Origin of the sequence: Neosynechococcus sphagnicola sy1 (assembly GCF_000775285.1) — a bacterium.
Classification (GTDB): domain Bacteria; phylum Cyanobacteriota; class Cyanobacteriia; order Neosynechococcales; family Neosynechococcaceae; genus Neosynechococcus; species Neosynechococcus sphagnicola.
In genome coordinates this window covers 148105-163546 of record NZ_JJML01000017.1, presented here as the reverse complement: position 1 = coordinate 163546, position 15442 = coordinate 148105, and the positions used below count along the sequence as shown (strand labels likewise).

Annotated in this window: 12 protein-coding genes, 1 pseudogene and 1 riboswitch; of the genes and pseudogenes, 4 read left to right on the top strand and 9 right to left on the bottom strand. The window is 52.0% G+C overall.

Going from position 1 to position 15442, the window contains the following annotated elements; translation table 11 throughout:
- Positions 1–7: 7 nt before the first annotated feature.
- Positions 8–1009 carry a zinc-dependent alcohol dehydrogenase family protein gene (locus tag DO97_RS09030; protein WP_036532607.1) on the top strand — a complete coding sequence of 334 codons (1002 nt, stop codon included), beginning with the start codon at positions 8–10 and terminating at the stop codon, positions 1007–1009.
- A 68-nt stretch (positions 1010–1077) separates the two neighbouring features.
- Here DO97_RS09030 and DO97_RS09025 read toward each other — a convergent pair.
- The 4 genes and pseudogenes from DO97_RS09025 to fbp form a co-directional block, all read right to left on the bottom strand.
- A pseudogene (locus DO97_RS09025) lies at positions 1078–2470 on the bottom strand (cobyrinate a,c-diamide synthase).
- A gap of 27 nt (positions 2471–2497) precedes the next feature.
- Entirely contained in the window at positions 2498–3826 is a 1329-nt protein-coding gene (gene opcA / locus DO97_RS09020) for a glucose-6-phosphate dehydrogenase assembly protein OpcA (RefSeq protein ID WP_036532605.1), read from the bottom strand.
- 71 nt (positions 3827–3897) lie between these two features.
- Positions 3898–5427 carry a glucose-6-phosphate dehydrogenase gene (gene zwf, locus DO97_RS09015; RefSeq protein ID WP_036532602.1) on the bottom strand — a complete coding sequence of 510 codons (1530 nt, stop codon included), beginning with the start codon at positions 5425–5427 and terminating at the stop codon, positions 3898–3900.
- Positions 5428–5481: 54 nt separating this feature from the next.
- The gene (gene fbp, locus DO97_RS09010) at positions 5482–6546 is read right to left on the bottom strand and encodes a class 1 fructose-bisphosphatase (RefSeq protein ID WP_036532600.1); all 1065 of its coding nucleotides are present in this window, start codon (positions 6544–6546) and stop codon (positions 5482–5484) included.
- Positions 6547–6802: 256 nt separating this feature from the next.
- Positions 6803–6907, top strand: a riboswitch (Glutamine riboswitch).
- A gap of 48 nt (positions 6908–6955) precedes the next feature.
- Here fbp and pirA point away from each other — a divergent pair.
- On the top strand, positions 6956–7372 hold the full coding sequence (pirA, locus tag DO97_RS09005; RefSeq protein WP_036532599.1) for an arginine synthesis PII-interacting regulator PirA: 417 nt from the start codon (positions 6956–6958) through the stop codon (positions 7370–7372).
- Between the two features lie 1452 nt (positions 7373–8824).
- On the opposite strand, the gene crtD is transcribed toward pirA, so the two are convergent.
- The 3 genes from crtD to DO97_RS08980 all read right to left on the bottom strand — a co-directional run bounded on the left by crtD (position 8825) and on the right by DO97_RS08980 (position 11119).
- Entirely contained in the window at positions 8825–10339 is a 1515-nt protein-coding gene (gene crtD / locus DO97_RS08990) for a C-3',4' desaturase CrtD (protein WP_036532596.1), read from the bottom strand.
- Between the two features lie 125 nt (positions 10340–10464).
- Positions 10465–10758 carry a DUF3288 family protein gene (locus DO97_RS08985; RefSeq protein ID WP_036532595.1) on the bottom strand — a complete coding sequence of 98 codons (294 nt, stop codon included), beginning with the start codon at positions 10756–10758 and terminating at the stop codon, positions 10465–10467.
- A 1-nt stretch (position 10759) separates the two neighbouring features.
- Positions 10760–11119 (bottom strand): hypothetical protein, encoded by a 360-nt coding sequence (locus tag DO97_RS08980; RefSeq protein ID WP_036532593.1) that lies wholly within the window; start codon positions 11117–11119, stop codon positions 10760–10762.
- 226 nt (positions 11120–11345) lie between these two features.
- On the opposite strand from DO97_RS08980, the gene cdf31 reads away from it, so the two are divergent.
- Complete coding sequence (cdf31, locus tag DO97_RS08975; RefSeq protein WP_036532592.1) at positions 11346–12248, top strand: CDF family zinc efflux transporter Cdf31; 903 nt, start codon at positions 11346–11348, stop codon at positions 12246–12248.
- A gap of 194 nt (positions 12249–12442) precedes the next feature.
- Here cdf31 and guaA read toward each other — a convergent pair whose 3' ends face one another.
- Positions 12443–14011 carry a glutamine-hydrolyzing GMP synthase gene (gene guaA / locus DO97_RS08970; RefSeq protein ID WP_156120506.1) on the bottom strand — a complete coding sequence of 523 codons (1569 nt, stop codon included), beginning with the start codon at positions 14009–14011 and terminating at the stop codon, positions 12443–12445.
- A gap of 237 nt (positions 14012–14248) precedes the next feature.
- Here guaA and DO97_RS08965 point away from each other — a divergent pair, with 237 nt between their 5' ends.
- The gene (locus tag DO97_RS08965; RefSeq protein ID WP_036532587.1) at positions 14249–14560 is read left to right on the top strand and encodes a hypothetical protein; all 312 of its coding nucleotides are present in this window, start codon (positions 14249–14251) and stop codon (positions 14558–14560) included.
- Between the two features lie 15 nt (positions 14561–14575).
- Here the strand turns inward: DO97_RS08965 and DO97_RS08960 are convergent, their stop codons facing one another.
- Positions 14576–15388: a hypothetical protein gene (locus DO97_RS08960; protein ID WP_052128550.1), complete on the bottom strand. Its 813-nt coding sequence runs from the start codon at positions 15386–15388 to the stop codon at positions 14576–14578.
- Positions 15389–15442: the final 54 nt, after the last annotated feature.

Here is a 15442-nt window from a genome sequence, read left to right as displayed (position 1 = left end):
TCTGTCTATGAAAGCCGCCGTCATGACTGCCCCAGGGGGGCCAGAGGTTTTACAAGTCCAGCAGTGGCCGATGCCGATCTTGCAACACGATCGCCAGTTGCGTGTTCGCATCAAAGCCGCAGGGATCAACCCCATTGATACCAAACTTAGGCAGCGGGGCACCTTCTATCCCGATCAAATGCCAGCCATCTTAGGGTGCGATGGGGCAGGCATTGTCGAGACCGTGGGTTCAGCTGTCGAACGCTATCGTCCTGGTGATGGCGTTTATTTCTGTCAGGGGGGGTTGGGGTCGGCGGCGGGGAACTATGGGGAATACATTGTGGTCGATGAGCGCTTTGTCGCTCCCAAGCCAAGTTCTATTTCCTTTGTAGCAGCGGCGGCAGCTCCCCTGGTATTAATTACAGCCTGGGAAGCCCTCTACGATCGGGGGCGGCTCCAAGCGGGACAGCGGGTACTCATTCACGCGGGAGCTGGAGGAGTTGGCCATGTAGCGATCCAACTTGCCAAATTGCAGGGTGCGGCAGTATGTACCACGGTTGGGTCTCTGGATAAAGCTGACTTTGTCCGTCAGCTAGGAGCCGATCACACCATTCTTTACAAGCAAACCGACCTAGTGCCAGCGGTTCTAGACTGGACTCAGGGAGATGGAGTTGATTTAGCCTTTGATACGGTGGGAGGGACAACCTTGATGCAGACCTTTCCCGCCGTTAAGCTCTATGGCGATGTGGTCACGATTCTGGAACCCGCTGCCACGACCCATTGGCAGGTCGCTCGCTCCCACAATCTGCGGATTAGTTTGGAAATGATGCTGACACCGATGCTGCAGGGGCTGATCGCTGAACAACAAGCCCAAGCCAAAATTCTGGAGCAGTGTGCCCGTCTGATCGATCAGGGAGATCTTAAGATCCAGGTGGGGCAAACTTTCCCCTTAGCAGAGGTGGGGGCTGCCCATCGGTTGCTAGAAACAGGGGCGACGAAAGGGAAAATCGTCTTGAATTTGGACGACTAAGGGCTGTACCTGACCCTTGCCGTTCAGTCTCCTGGCACCACATTGCTGAGATACTGGACGGTCGGCCTCTAGGGTTGCTGATCCGATGGACGACGATAACGCCGACAATGTTGGACAAATCTCATGGGTAGTTCGGGTTGACCGCCCCAGTGGAGATGCACATAGGAGGCATGGAGATGTTCCAACCGCCAACCTTCTTCCCAAGTAGGGCTGTTACGCTCATGGCCTCGAAGATGGTAGAGCGGAGCGGTGGGTTGTGGATGCAGGGAAGAGTGATGAAATTCATGACCCCAGATACAAGTCCCGGCTGTCAGTAGGGGGCTGTCTTGCAAAGCAGTTGCCTGCCGATAACCTAGGATTAGACGTTGTTGCATCACCGCTCTACTGGGGAGGCAGCCCACCATCGGAAATTCCTGTTCCTGAAAATCAATAATCCCTGCGCACAGATACATCAACCCCCCACACTCTGCATAGGTGGGCATGCCCGCCGCGATCGCCCGTTGTACAGCGCTGCGAGCCGGATGGTTGGCTGATAAGGTGGCAGCAAAGAGTTCTGGAAAACCGCCTCCCAAGTACAAGCCCTGAATCTTGGGGGGCAAATCGGTGTCCGTTAGGGGACTCCAGGGAATCAACTCCGCACCCAGGGCGGTGAGTAAGTCCAGGTTGTCGGCGTAGTAGAAGTTAAAGGCGCGATCGCGGGCAATGGCAATTCTGATCGGAGGCACTGCCGAAGTTTTTGTTTCCAGGGGGGAACTCAGGGAGGTGAAGGTTGACGAACTGCGCGGTGTTGCCAGCAGCGGTCGCAATTGCTGCCAGTCAAAACAGTCAGTGCCCATCTTAGCCAGCCGCTCGATCAGCTGAGAAAATTCGGGCAATTCATCCGTGGGTACCAACCCCAGATGGCGATCGGGGATCGTGATTGCTGCCTGACGGCGCAAGACTCCCAGAATCGGTAAGGCTAGGGGGGCCAGTGCCTCTTGGAGAAATTGTAAATGGCGATCGCTCCCTACCCGATTCAAGATCACCCCCGCCAAATGCAGTCGGGGATCGAAGGAACGATAACCGTGAGCGATCGCCGCTACGGAGTTCGAAAGGTGGGCACAGTCAATCACCAAGACAATGGGCAGATGCAACAACCGGGCTATATGGGCCGTACTGGCCCAATCTCCCTGCCCTGCGGCACCATCAAACAAACCCATCACCCCTTCCACCACGGTGTAGTCAGATCCCTGGAGATGGGTGGAAAAACCACTGCTGCACGTAGGGTTCAGACGTTAACACCGGATCGAGATTTCGGCAGCTCCGTCCGGTTACCTGGTGGTGAAACATCGGATCAATATAATCCGGACCCACTTTGAAAGACTGCACTGCTAACCCTTGATGCCGGAGAGCGGCGAGGAGCGACAGCGTTACCGTTGTCTTACCCACACCGCTCCGCTCTCCGGCAATCATCAGGGCCATGCTGTTAGGGCATTAGACTGCTCCACCCTAATGGCCGAGTTTGAGAATCTTAACCGCCACAGCTAAACTTTCCTCAAACAAGACATCCCGACCCCACCGTTGCAACTGCTGACTCAGCAGAAATTCCGCCCGTTGGTCATTGATCGCCGTGACCTGTTCGGTGCGACAGGTCTGGGCACTGCCCCCGGACTCCATCCGCATGCATCCAGTGGTTTCGGAACAGAGGATAGTGCAGCAGTTAGCATCCAAGTTGGAAGAGGTTAGGCGCAAGCCAATTAAATCACCCGTAATCTCCCCAGATTCGGCGGTTGGAATGGCTGCCAGCTCGGCTTGGATGGTCTTCTGATTCTTCCCCATCAAGGTAATATGCTTCAGATCGTACTCTCCCCCCGTTGGTACGAAAGAAGTTGGCTCCCAACCCAGGCGACTCGCCAGCCAACCCAAGAACATCAGCGCTTGGGCGGCATTGCCCTTTTCATAGTCAATGGTGACTTGATCAATTTCTCCTAGGGAAGACCGCCGTTCCGGGGGGTCGAAGGCCGCCGCCGTCAGCTCTTGCCATGCAGAGAGGCGATGCCAGTTGAGATCCGCCACCGAGGTGCCGGAATCAAACAACCCCTGCACCCTAATAAATTCTGCTTCTGGAGCCGTGAAGTAGGAGGAATCCAAAATAATGCAATGGCAGGTTTCTACCAGCCGCTTGAACAGATCCTGCTCAATATTGGGCGTTGCCTTCCACCAAACGAACTTCGGCAGATCTGGGATCAGCAGCGATGCGACCAAATCCCCAACCTGGTTCAGGGCGGTCTTAGTACCTCGCAGAGTAATATACTCGCAACAGATCAAGTTGCTGCCACTTTGCTGCACCGGACAATAGGCAGACACCTGAGCAGTGACCCCTTGATCCTCTCCCAGGGTTGGACAGAGGGTAATAATGCGGCAGGGATTCTGGATGGCGATCGCATCACTAATACTGAATCCTCGCAAGTTAGGATTAGAAATTTTCGTCCGCTCTGCGGGTTGCTTTGCCACTTCCTCTCTTAGCCGCGCCAGAGTTGCAGGATCAATTCGTCCTGTAATCCGCAGGCTGTAGGACTTTTGAGCCTCTTCCACAGCTGCTTTCGTCAGGGGACCGTGAATTCCATCAATGGGGCCATCATAAAAGCCCAACACAGCAAGCAATTGCTGAAACTCTTCCGGTTCGTAGACAACCATACTAAAGGTTGAGGCTCGCGTCGGTGCGAGGGAAGCCTTGTCCCCATTCTGGCTATGCCAGATTGCACTGAGTTCAGCTTCGATTTCATCCAGGGAAATCCCCTTGGGTTTTTGCAGGGTGACAAGTGGAGTAGTAGTCATAGGTTCAGTAGTCAGCAGTGAGTAGATTAGCAATCGTGTAGAAATTCATCCCTAATCCTGGAGGATTGAGCCTAAAGTCTTCGCCAGTTACGCCCATCTCGATTCAGCAGCAACTCTGCTTCAACCGGCCCCCAACTTCCAGCCTCATAGAGCGGAATCACCTCAGGGGGCGCGGGTGCATCCCACACCTCCAGTAAGGGCGTCAGAATTCGCCAAGAAGCTTCCACCTCATCTCCCCGAGTAAATAGAGTCTGATCCCCTAACATACAATCCACCAGCAGCCGACTGTACGCATCAGTGTTGGCTTGTCCGAAGGCCGTATCGTACCGAAAATCCATATCCACTGAGCGGGTGCGCAGGGAATTACCTGGGGTTTTCACCTCAAAGCGCATGGAAATTCCCTCATCCGGCTGAATTCGAAGTACCAAGGTATTGGGGTTCGCTTGTTTGGCAGCGGATTGGAACATCAGAAACGGGACTTCGCGAAACTGAATGGAAATCTCCGACAACTTACGTGGCATCCGCTTACCTGTCCGCAGATAGAAAGGCACCCCTTTCCAACGCCAGTTATCAATATTGAGTTTCAAGGCAGCGTAGGTGGGCGTTGTGGAACCAACCGCTGCCCCCTCTTCCTGCCGATACCCAGGAACAGGCTTACCATTTCTCCACCCGGATGTGTACTGCCCCCGCACTGCCGAGAGATTGAGATCACTCAAGTTAGACAGGTGAGTGGTTTGCAACACTTTGACCTTTTCGTTGCGGATACTATCGGCATCCAGGGAATTGGGCGGCTCCATTGCCGTCAGACAGAACAACTGCATTAAATGGTTTTGCACCATATCCCGCAGCGCCCCAGCTGATTCGTAATAACCAGCACGGCCCTCGAGTCCAACGGTTTCTGCCACTGTGATTTGAACATGATCAACAAATTGGCGATTCCACAGGGGTTCAAAGATGGCATTGGCAAATCGAAACACCAACAAGTTTTGAACGGTTTCTTTCCCCAAGTAGTGGTCAATTCGGTAAACCTGCTCTTCTGCACAAACCTGCCGCACAATCCGATTGAGAGCTTGGGCAGATCCCAGATCGCGGCCAAAGGGCTTTTCAATCACCAAACGTTGTTTGCGCGGGTTTTCAATCATCCCTGCCGTTCCCAACTGTTGCACCGCCTCAGCGAAAAAGCGGGGAGCCACTGACAAATAGAAAACCCGATTGCCCCGAGTTCCTCGTTTCTCATCCAGTTCACTCAAAAAGGCTTTCAACCGTTGGTAGCTTTCTGGGCTATCCATATCACCCGGACAGTAAAACAACCCTTGGGCAAAGTCATCCCAAATCGGCATCGAGCCGAGGCCGCCCCCAAACTCTTCCACACCTTCACGCATGTGATCCCGAAAGTACTCGTGGCTCCAATCGCGCCGCGCCACGCCCACAATCGTCAGTTCTGGCGGCAACCGTCGCTCCCGTTTCATTTGATAGATCGCCGGAACAAGCTTGCGCTGGGTGAGGTCGCCAGATGCTCCGAAAATCACGAGAATTTGTGGCTCTGGAACTCGGTCTTGCTGTAGACCTACACGGAGGGGATTCTCAAGCAGAGTGACCATAGACAATAGGGTAATCAGAGGGTAGTTAAGGTTAGAGAATGGTCTGGCGCACAGCTAAGGATTCAGGATCACGGGTTGCTGCAATTCCCGCGCTCTTTCTTGAATAAAGGATTCAACCAGGGCAACATCCTCTCTGCTCCCAATAATCAGCGGAGACCGGGCATGGAGATGATCAGGAATCACCTCTAAAATTTCCTGGGTACCAGTACTCGCTCGCCCCCCCGCTTGCTCAATCAAGAACGCCATGGGTGCAGATTCGTAGAGCAACCGGAGTTTCCCCTCCGGTTTTTTCAAGGTTCCGGGGTAGAGAAACACCCCACCTTGAAACAAAATGCGATGGAAATCACCGACCATGGCCCCGCCATAGCGAGCAGTGTAGCCCTCATGGCGATGGACATAGCGAATATAGTCACGGTAGGACTCCTCCCACTGCCAGAAGTTTCCCTCGTTGACACTATAGATGGCACCGTGATCAGGAACCGTAATGTTTTCATTAGAAAGAATAAATTCACCCAAGCTCGGGTCAAGGGTAAAGGCATGAACTCCCTTGCCGATAGAGTAGACCAACATCGTGCTAGGGCCATAGAGAATGTAGCCCGCCGCTAACTGCTGATGTCCGTCTTGCAACAGATCACTGCCGGAGCCATCCGCATCTATTCCTTCCTGTTGGCGAATGGCGAAGATCGACCCCACATTGATATTGATATCCACGTTGGAAGATCCATCAATCGGGTCATAGAGCAAAGTGTAGCGCCCAATTGGGCAGTTTTCTGGAATGTAGTAGGGTTTCTCCATTTCCTCCGAGGCAAGCCGGCAAACCAAACCACTTTGCTTGAAGACAGAAATGAAGACCTCATTGGCGTACACATCCATCTTCTTCACCGCTTCACCCTGCACGTTTTCAGTGCCCGTGAAACCCAGAACCCCCTCCATGAGTCCGGCACGGCTGAGGTGACGGGCAATCAGCTTACCTGCCAAGGCAATCCGGGTTAGCAAAGCACTCAGATCTTGAGCATCCGGAGAAAAACTCTGTAGTTGTTGCAGCACATGGCGGGAGAGGGTAGTGCAGTCACGATCCAATGCATATTCGCGCACTAAGGACTGGTATGTATCGACCATGCTTGAGCCTCCCGGACAAATAGCACTGAGTCTAGTTAAGTAACTAGGCGTTTACACCGCCCGATACCCACCTACTATCTTAGGGAGGCATTTCCAGAATGGAGACTAACTTTAGAACAACTTCTGATTTCAACCCCTGACAGCTGTAGAGCAGCGATATCCCGCATTGTCCATTGAACACCTATAAAGCATTAAGTTTTACTAAAATCACCCTGATTAATCCAGAAAAGTAAATTAGGATACAGAATATAAATTAAACGTTCATCTCTTCTCGCGATCTCTGTCTGGATGGTGTGCATTCTGAGGTTTTTCAGGTATTGAGAAGGGACGGAAGTAGGGAAGTCGCCCGAAGGAACGCGCCTCGTCTCACCCAGACACCAGTACCTTACAGCATTTGAGGCGGAAATTTATGAAACTCATGTATCGCGGTGTTGCTTACGAATATACACACCCTACCCTGGAAATTACTGAAGGCGAGATTGCCGGGAAATATCGCGGCCAACCTTGGCAACGTCACTATCTCAAACATATTCCGGTACCTCAACCCACGATGAACTTAATGTATCGGGGCGTTGCGTATTCCAAGAATCAGTTGGGTGCTGGGGAGAAGCAAAATCTAGTGCAAACAACTACATCCCAGGCAGTCGCTGTTGCCAAAGCAGATGTAGTGCCGTTGATCCGGAATCGCTATCGTCTCTCAGCGGAACTCTCCAAAGTTCATCACATGAATGTACAGCGCATCCTGGAGCATCGGCTAGAAGTTGCCCGCAGTCAGGGGAATGCCAGTCTGGTCAAGATGCTGGAAGCAGAGCGCGAATATATTTAGACCTATTAGTTGTGACGCGCCTTGCGATTTGCCAACAATGGACGAGGCTGTGCCTACAGATTGGGGTCAGGTAATCGGCATTCAATTTTCTAGCTGATTATCTGACTGCATGGGGTTCAAGCCCAACTTTATGCAGTTTGGATGCACAACAACTTAGGGATTTATAGGCTTTACATGTTGACACCAGTTCAAATCTGAAGTGCATCAGTGTATGGCATCAGAGTCCTCCAATATTGGAGGACTCTGAATAAAAACTCCTTCCTGGTTAGAAGGAGCATAATCGGCTATTCGAGTTTTTCTACTACCACATTCCTCTTACTGGCTCAACAGGTCGAGGAATAATGGGGCTAGGCGTGACGACTGGGATGGGAGTCACAGCGAGGGGCACCATAGCCTCAGGTACGGAGAGAGTACTAACTATGACCTTATCAGGATAGGAAACCTTGAGAGCGAAACACTTGGCATCGCTCACAACAACCACCTCTTCTCCGACCTTAAATCCTTGAGTGAGTGGGTTCATTCCCATGTGGGGAGACATCAGCACAATTCGGTGTCCATCTGGAGGCATAAGTACTAATTTATGTGTGCTAATGAACTGGATTGTTCCCCGATTCTCGGCCATTCTTGGCCATGAGTCTGCCAGGATTGTATTGTACTTTTCTCCATAATGAGCCTGTGCCGGACTACTAGCGAGGGCAAGAAAAATGGATAATGCTGCCACTGATAGATGTTTTGACTGCATTTTTAACTCTCTTATTGTTTGATTAAACTGAAGACTTCGACGAAACAGAACTGAAATCTTAATTGATTCCAAATACTCCTCACTCTCTTTTTGTTGATCTGGGCTTCACAAGATAAGTCGCGTTCAGATATTGGTTTTCCGAACGTTGTAACACCCCTATTGTGTAATTCAAAAATCGATGTGGTACTTCCATCCAATTTTGATGAACTTCACTGCTCACGAGAGAAGCGATACGAATTAGCTTGTACCCTGGAATTCATTCAAACAGCAGTATAGAAGCTCTGTTGGTTACACCTTATATTAAATATGTCAATGCAATTATCTGTCATCGATAAAACATAACTCTTGATGCTTTGATTGATTACGAATCTGATTGATCAATCGTCTTAATCATTTCGAGCAATTCAAACAATGCTAAATTGGATCAGCTTTTCTGTTAATGTTAAAAACAAATTAATTTTAATCTTCCGAAAATTTTATTTAAAGAAGACGAATTTCCATAAAATCAAAGCTAGTATAAGTTTTTTTATCGTTTTTATCAGTGTGAGTACAAGCTTTGAAATCTCAAAATGCAACCTATATATAGCGGTTCTTCGTAACATGAAGTGCGCCTGAATGAGACAGGGAAATGGTTTCAGATTGTTACTTGTACCACACGAGATCGGTAACTGCTATAATTCAATTCTTATTGAAGCTGAATAGAGTTGAATTTAACTGTATTCAGCTTCAATCTGGCGTACCACGGTCAAGGCCGAGTAACTCACCCCAGCCGTACCTTCTCCCGGATGGGTTGAGTCCCCCACTAACCATAAACCGAGAATGGGGGTGCGATTGGCAAAGCCAAAGGGGCCAAAGGTAGCAATGCGTTGCCCAATGCCACCCACCACTCCCTGAGCTCTGGCTGTAAAGCGGGCAAAGGTGCGGGGTGTAGCGGCTTCTTGATACAAGAGTGTGTCAGGCGTGAGGTGAAAAAACTGGCTTAAACGAGCGATCGCCGTTTGAGTGTAATCTTGTTTCCGTTGGTGATAGTCGCGATCGCACTGCCATGCTCTGGGATCGGTAAAGGAAGAAGCAATCAGGGTTGCCTGACCTGCGGGGGCGCGACCATCGCCGGGACGACTGACAGAAACAAAGAGGGAATTATTTTCACCAATCGGGCCAGCGTAGTCGTACAAAAATTGCAGATGCGGTGGGCAATCCTCAGGAATGGCTCGCTGATTGACTCCCAGGTAGACCACAAAGGCTCCTGAAAGCGGGGGCAATGACTCGACGCGCTGACGGTACCCTTGAGGAACCCGATCTCCTAGGAGTTGTACCAGATTTTGCACCGTGACATTGGCAACCACCTGATCCGCCCCTTCCGTCCAGGTGGCTCCGGTTTTTTGATTGCGGATCACCACACCGCTACAGCGATCGCCCGTGACCACAATTTGCTCCACAGTATGACGCATTAACCCTTGACCGCCCTCTTGTTCCAGCGCCGTCATCAGGCGATCGCTGAGGGTCTGCATACTACCTTGCAAGTGGTAAAGCCCCAAGGGTGCTTGGGAAACCCCCAGTGCCGTGGCTGCGTAGAGCAACGCAGTTTCCTCGGCATCCACCTGGGAATAGAGCTTCAGTTGCAAATCTAAGAAGGTACGCAGTCGTTGATTATGACTCAGTCCAAACCAGCGCAGGGCATCTCCCACCGTAGCCAGGGTAAAGGGAATCGTTGTCAGGGTATCCGGACGCACGGCTTGCAGCAGTTGCCCCAGATCCCAGAGATTGCGGGGGGGTAAAACCGGATCTCGACTCTGAAACCGCCAACTCACCTGGAACAAATCCTGCAACAACTGCCAGAATTGCTGGCTACCGGGAAACTGGCGATCGCGCTCCTGTTGCCATTGCTGGGGATCTCGCCATAGAGAAATCGGTTGGGTTTCCGCCGGTAAATAGACCGCGCAGGCTGGGTCACAATAGGTTGCCAGGGGTGGGGCGATCGCCAACTCAGAAAAAATGCGATCGTGAATGCCGCCAGGTTCCAAGCCCGCCACCTGGGTGGCCCCGACATCAAAGGTAAACCCCCGTCGTTGAAAGGTGGAAGCACAGCCCCCCGGTACCTGTGCCTGATCGACCATCAACACCGAATAGCCCCGTCGCGCCAATAGAGCCGCCGTGGTCAGGCCGCCAATTCCCGCCCCAATTACTACTACCCGCTGAGACTTGCCCTGACTAGGCTCGATCATGGTGAAGAATTTATTTGTTATGTTTCTTCATAAATTCTAGGCGTTGCACCGGAAGCAGTGCTGTGATAGCAGCAATGAATTCAGTGGGAGTGGAGCAACCCTAGCCAATGGCAGCGGGGAGGGAGTTAAACCCAGTCGTCATCGAAGCGCTTATTGCTACGGCCTTTGTAAATGGGTGTATTCCCATGAATCTGGCGTGTTTGCTCGAACAATTCCGCTTCCGTTAATTGCCAACGCTGGAGCACTTGATCTAGATCGGCCTGAATGCTCTTGGCTCCAGGAAAGCCACGGTAACGCACCCGCAACCGGGCTAACTCTGCCAGGTTATAGTCACTGGGTTCCCCGGTCTTCAGGGTATTCACAATCTGGCGATCGCCGCTTTCTTGGGGATGTTGCTGCTCTTTAGGGGCGGCTGCCATCTCAACCAACGCGCTCCAAATACTGATTAACATCCTCAACAATGCGACTGAGTTCGGCTTCGGTGGTCAGACGGATGCGTTCATCGCGCACCGTGATCAACACCTTGGCAGCAAAGGGGCTGGGCCAAATATTGGGATTACAAAAAATCTCGATAAACACATCCCCGGCATGTTGATATTCCATTGCCTTTTGGGGGCTGGCTTTGCTAACTGCAACCCCCGGGGCTGCCTTTGCAGCGGTTACCTTCAAGCGTTCCATTAACTGGGCAATTTCCTGCTTCAGGATCTGGGCAGCTTGGGCAGAGAAGCTAAAGGTCACGGAACCTTCCACCAAATTAAGTGTGAGGGGTGCAGACATCATGAAAAAACTGGCGGAGTGTGGAGGAACTATCCAAGATGGTAGCAGGTCGCTACCCTTGCGCCATCGCTTGCAGTTCCCGGACAACTCACCGCTAGGATGGTGACAACCGATGCTCAGTCGCCCTTGGTAGTCATGCGATAGTGACTGAAGAATCACAAAACCCTTCTGGATGCTACTGCCTGGGTTCTTAAGTAAGTATGTACCGCATGGGAGTGAGAAATACGATATGAGTCCTGATCATCGAGCCATCATCCGTAACGTCCTGCTCCTCACACTGGCACTCAACCTTTTGGTAATGGGCTTGAAGATCATTGTCAGCTGGTGGACAGGTTCCCTCAGCCTGATGGCCGATGCCCTACATAGCCTTACCGATAGTGCGGGCAACATTTTGGGGCTGGTGACCACCCGTCTGGCCTCACCGCAGCCCGATCGCGACCATCCCTATGGACATCTCAAATTTGAGGCAATTGGAGCACTAGGCATTGCTGCCTTTCTCGGGGTTGCCTGTTTTGAAATTTTACAGGGCGCTGTCGAACGATTACTGCACAGCGAAAAGGCCGTTCAGATCTCAGGGGTGGAACTCTGGATTGTGGTAATGGTTCTGGGCATCAATATTTTTGTTACCTACTATGAGCGCCGAGTAGGCATCGAAACGGGTAGCGCCGTCCTAGTGGCCGATGCCCACCACACCATGAGTGATATTTGGGTGACGATCGGGGTATTAGTGGGCTTGGTGGGGATTTGGCTCTGGAACTGGCAATGGCTGGATGCAGCCATTGCTTTTCCCGTGGCGGTAATGGTGTTTTGGAGCGGGTGGTCGGTGTTACGTCAAAACGTCCCCGTCTTGGTCGATGAGGCAGCGATCGCCCCGGAAGTAATTCATGCGATCGCCCTGCAAGTGTCTGGGGTGATCAACTGCCATGATATTGCCTCCCGGGGGATCGTAGGGCGACAGGTCTTTATTGAAATGCACTTGATTGTCGGGACGGCCGATGTCGAGGCTGCCCACCAAATTACCGAAGCTATTGAGTCCATCCTGGAAGATCGGTTCGGCCCCGCTCGAGTTTTGATTCATGTTGAGCCACCAACCTACCATTCCGATCGCATCAGCTATGAGGCGACGGATTGACATCCCTGACCCACCATTTCGCTGCCTTGGGTGTCCCTAGAACCAAACCGGAAAATAGCAGGTTTTCCACAGGAAGTCGGGGTTTTCCACAGACTTTCCTGAGTTTTCCACAAAAATTAATGCCAAAGATTAAGTTTTGATACTAAAATCCCCTCGCTGTGGGGGCGTTTGTGGTGCGGGGCTGGGGAGAGAAACTACTCCCATTCAATCGTGCCGGGAGGCTTGGAAGTAATATCATAAACCACCCGGTTCACACCTTGCACCTCATTGACAATCCGATTGGAAATTGTTTCTAACAGCTCGTAGGGAACTCGTGACCAGTCAGCGGTCATGCCATCTTCACTGGAGACGAGGCGTAAGACAATTGGGTAGGCGTAGGTGCGCTGATCCCCCATCACCCCGACGCTGCGAACGGGCAACAAAACGGCAAACGCTTGCCAGAAGTCATGATAAATGCCCTGGCGGTTGATCTCTTGCCGGACAATATAATCGGCATCCCGAAGAATTTCTAGCCGTTCAGCGGTGACTTCCCCCAAAATCCGAATGGCCAATCCCGGCCCAGGAAATGGATGGCGCTGCACAATTTCTTCCGGCAGACCAATGGAGCGTCCCACGCGCCGGACTTCATCCTTGAAGAGTTTCCGTAAGGGCTCAATTAGCTTAAAGCGCAAATCCTTGGGTAAGCCGCCGACGTTGTGATGACTTTTAATTTTCACCGCCACCCGTTCCCCCGTTTGGGGATCGACGTTGGTATCTGCCGATTCAATGACATCGGGGTAGAGGGTTCCCTGGGCGAGATAATCAAAGGGGCCAAGACGCCGGGACTCGGACTCAAACACCCGAATAAACTCATGCCCAATGCATTTACGTTTTGCCTCTGGATCGGTAATCCCTGTAATTGATGTGAGAAACCGCTCCCGCGCATCTACATACTGCACCGGAATATGAAACTGTTCGTGAAAGAGCTTCACCAGTCGTTCCGGCTCCAGCTTGCGCATAAACCCCTGGTCAATGAACATGCAGGTAAGTTGATCCCCAATCGCCTGATGCAGTAAGAAGGCCAAGGTGGAGGAGTCCACCCCCCCCGAAAGCGCCAACAAGACTCGCTTGTTGCCAACCTTGCCCCGAATTTCCCGAATCGCCTCTTCCACAAAGGCAGCGGTTGTCCAGGTGGGTTCACAGTCACAGATGTGATAGACAAAGTTGCGGATCAGCGCCAAGCCTCCCAAGGAATGCACCACCTCGGGATGGAATTGCACTCCATAGAGTTTTAGTTGAGGATGGGCGATCGCGGCACAGGCGGTATTGGTGGTATGGGCTAACAACCCAAACCCATCAGGTAACCGTACTACAGAGTCCCCATGACTCATCCACATGGTGATACCGTCTTCCACATTGGTGAGCAGATCCGTTGGGTCATCGATGCAAAGGGATGCCTTCCCATACTCCCCCCGATCGGAGCGGGTAACTTCCCCCCCAAGTTGCTGCACCATCAACTGCATCCCATAACAGACCCCCAGCACTGGAATTCCTAATTTCCAAATCTCGGGGTCACAATGGGGGGCGGCGGCATCGTAGACTGAACTGGGGCCACCGGAGAGAATAATCCCCTTCGGACTCAGCTGCCGCAGTTGCTCAGCAGTGGTGCGGTAGGAAAGCACCTCAGAGTAAACCTGCGTCTCACGAATGCGGCGGGCAATCAGTTCCGAGTACTGGGAACCGAAGTCCAGGATGGCAATCATCTGGCGGTTGAGTCGCTCCATACCCGTAGGAGGGCGTACTGTTTCAGTCTTTAGAGTCACAATCCAATTCCTGGTGCAGTCAAGGACAGGTCAATCAGTGAAGGGAATTATTGTACAAGAATAGCTTCTGAAATCCGATCTATTCGGGGCTGTGATCGATTCATATATTTTAATCTGAGAATTCCGGGAGCTGAGCCTGCCATGGAATTGGTTACAATCACTGCTGATAGCTTGCTCTGAGTCCGGGAGCCTTAATGAATGAAAACGCCTGATCCGCAAAAGCTTGAGGCGCGCCTGCGCCAAATGGAAGCAGACCTGCATCGCTCCCCTCCTCCAGTCCCTGAATATGAGCCCTTGCCCCCTGCCCTCTTCCAAGGTGGCTTTTTAAATTGGCTGGGACAACTTCCAGGGATTGGCAAGATTGTCGTGGTGGCTGCGATCGCCCTAGTGGGGTTGTCGGTGCTGCGAGGCATTCTTTCCTTGATTACCATGGGAATCAGTCTGACCCTGGTGGCCGCCTTGCTCTATGGGGTTTATAAGGTATTCATTGCCCCCCAACCCCCGAAGTAGGCCATGGTGAGAGAACTAGCGGGACACCACCTGTAAGCGTTGAGTAATCAGGTTCATGCCATCTTGACGGATAAAAACGGCTGAAATCCATAAATCCTGGGGTGTGGTCGGTGCTTTGCCAACCTTGAAGACCCCGCCAGCGGTTAAGAGATCTAGATCATCGGGCAACTTTTCCAGATAGTGTTGTGGACTGACTGGTTTTTCATAGACCCCGCCGAGGAGCAAACCATCCCCCAATGGCTCTTTGACAATGGCATCGAACTGAAACTCTTGCCCTGCTTTCACCTTTTCGGGAAGGTTAAGTACCACGGTGGGCGGTTTGGTTCCAGAGGTGAGTTGACTGCGCTCTGAGAGAATCGATTGTTGAAAAATGTGGTTATTTTCAACGTACTGGAGGGAACGAATCGTTGCTTGCAGGGTCATGGTGCGTCCCTGGAGTACCTGGTTCCCCTTCATCGTCGTTATTGTCTCAGCCACAATCGCGGCTCCTTCCCGTTTCCAGGACTGGAGTTCCGTCCGATAGGTGAGTTTAGGAAAGCGTTTCCAGAGGGCGGTCAGGTTTTGCTCCAAGCCGGATCGATTCAGGCCATTGCCGTCAGTAAAGGTGGAGCTATAGTACTGAAGTACCCCTTGTAGATTCTTGCTATTCGCAGCTTCATCAATCTCAGCCAGAGCCGTTTTCAGATCACCGGGGGCGCTGTTGGGGCTGTCTGCCTGAGCGGGGGGTAACCCCAACAACAACCCCAAGGTGAGAGATGCCAGGAGTAACCGTGGGGCCGTTCGGAGGGTGGGCAGTAGCCGAGCAAAGCCAGACAGAGAATGACGCATAGGTGATAGCCTGAAGAAAAATGGAGCAGTCGCCATAGACTGACTTCGATTCTA

What these genes read in the sequence shown, in the direction of transcription:
- DO97_RS09030 (WP_036532607.1), top strand. Translation starts at nt 8, where the DNA reads ATGAAAGCCGCCGTCATGACTGCCCCAGGGGGGCCAGAGGTTTTACAA.
- opcA (WP_036532605.1), bottom strand. Translation starts at nt 3,826, where the DNA reads ATGACTACTACTCCACTTGTCACCCTGCAAAAACCCAAGGGGATTTCC.
- zwf (WP_036532602.1), bottom strand. Translation starts at nt 5,427, where the DNA reads ATGGTCACTCTGCTTGAGAATCCCCTCCGTGTAGGTCTACAGCAAGAC.
- fbp (WP_036532600.1), bottom strand. Translation starts at nt 6,546, where the DNA reads ATGGTCGATACATACCAGTCCTTAGTGCGCGAATATGCATTGGATCGT.
- pirA (WP_036532599.1), top strand. Translation starts at nt 6,956, where the DNA reads ATGAAACTCATGTATCGCGGTGTTGCTTACGAATATACACACCCTACC.
- crtD (WP_036532596.1), bottom strand. Translation starts at nt 10,339, where the DNA reads ATGATCGAGCCTAGTCAGGGCAAGTCTCAGCGGGTAGTAGTAATTGGG.
- DO97_RS08985 (WP_036532595.1), bottom strand. Translation starts at nt 10,758, where the DNA reads ATGGCAGCCGCCCCTAAAGAGCAGCAACATCCCCAAGAAAGCGGCGAT.
- DO97_RS08980 (WP_036532593.1), bottom strand. Translation starts at nt 11,119, where the DNA reads ATGATGTCTGCACCCCTCACACTTAATTTGGTGGAAGGTTCCGTGACC.
- cdf31 (WP_036532592.1), top strand. Translation starts at nt 11,346, where the DNA reads ATGAGTCCTGATCATCGAGCCATCATCCGTAACGTCCTGCTCCTCACA.
- guaA (WP_156120506.1), bottom strand. Translation starts at nt 14,011, where the DNA reads ATGGAGCGACTCAACCGCCAGATGATTGCCATCCTGGACTTCGGTTCC.
- DO97_RS08965 (WP_036532587.1), top strand. Translation starts at nt 14,249, where the DNA reads ATGAAAACGCCTGATCCGCAAAAGCTTGAGGCGCGCCTGCGCCAAATG.
- DO97_RS08960 (WP_052128550.1), bottom strand. Translation starts at nt 15,388, where the DNA reads ATGCGTCATTCTCTGTCTGGCTTTGCTCGGCTACTGCCCACCCTCCGA.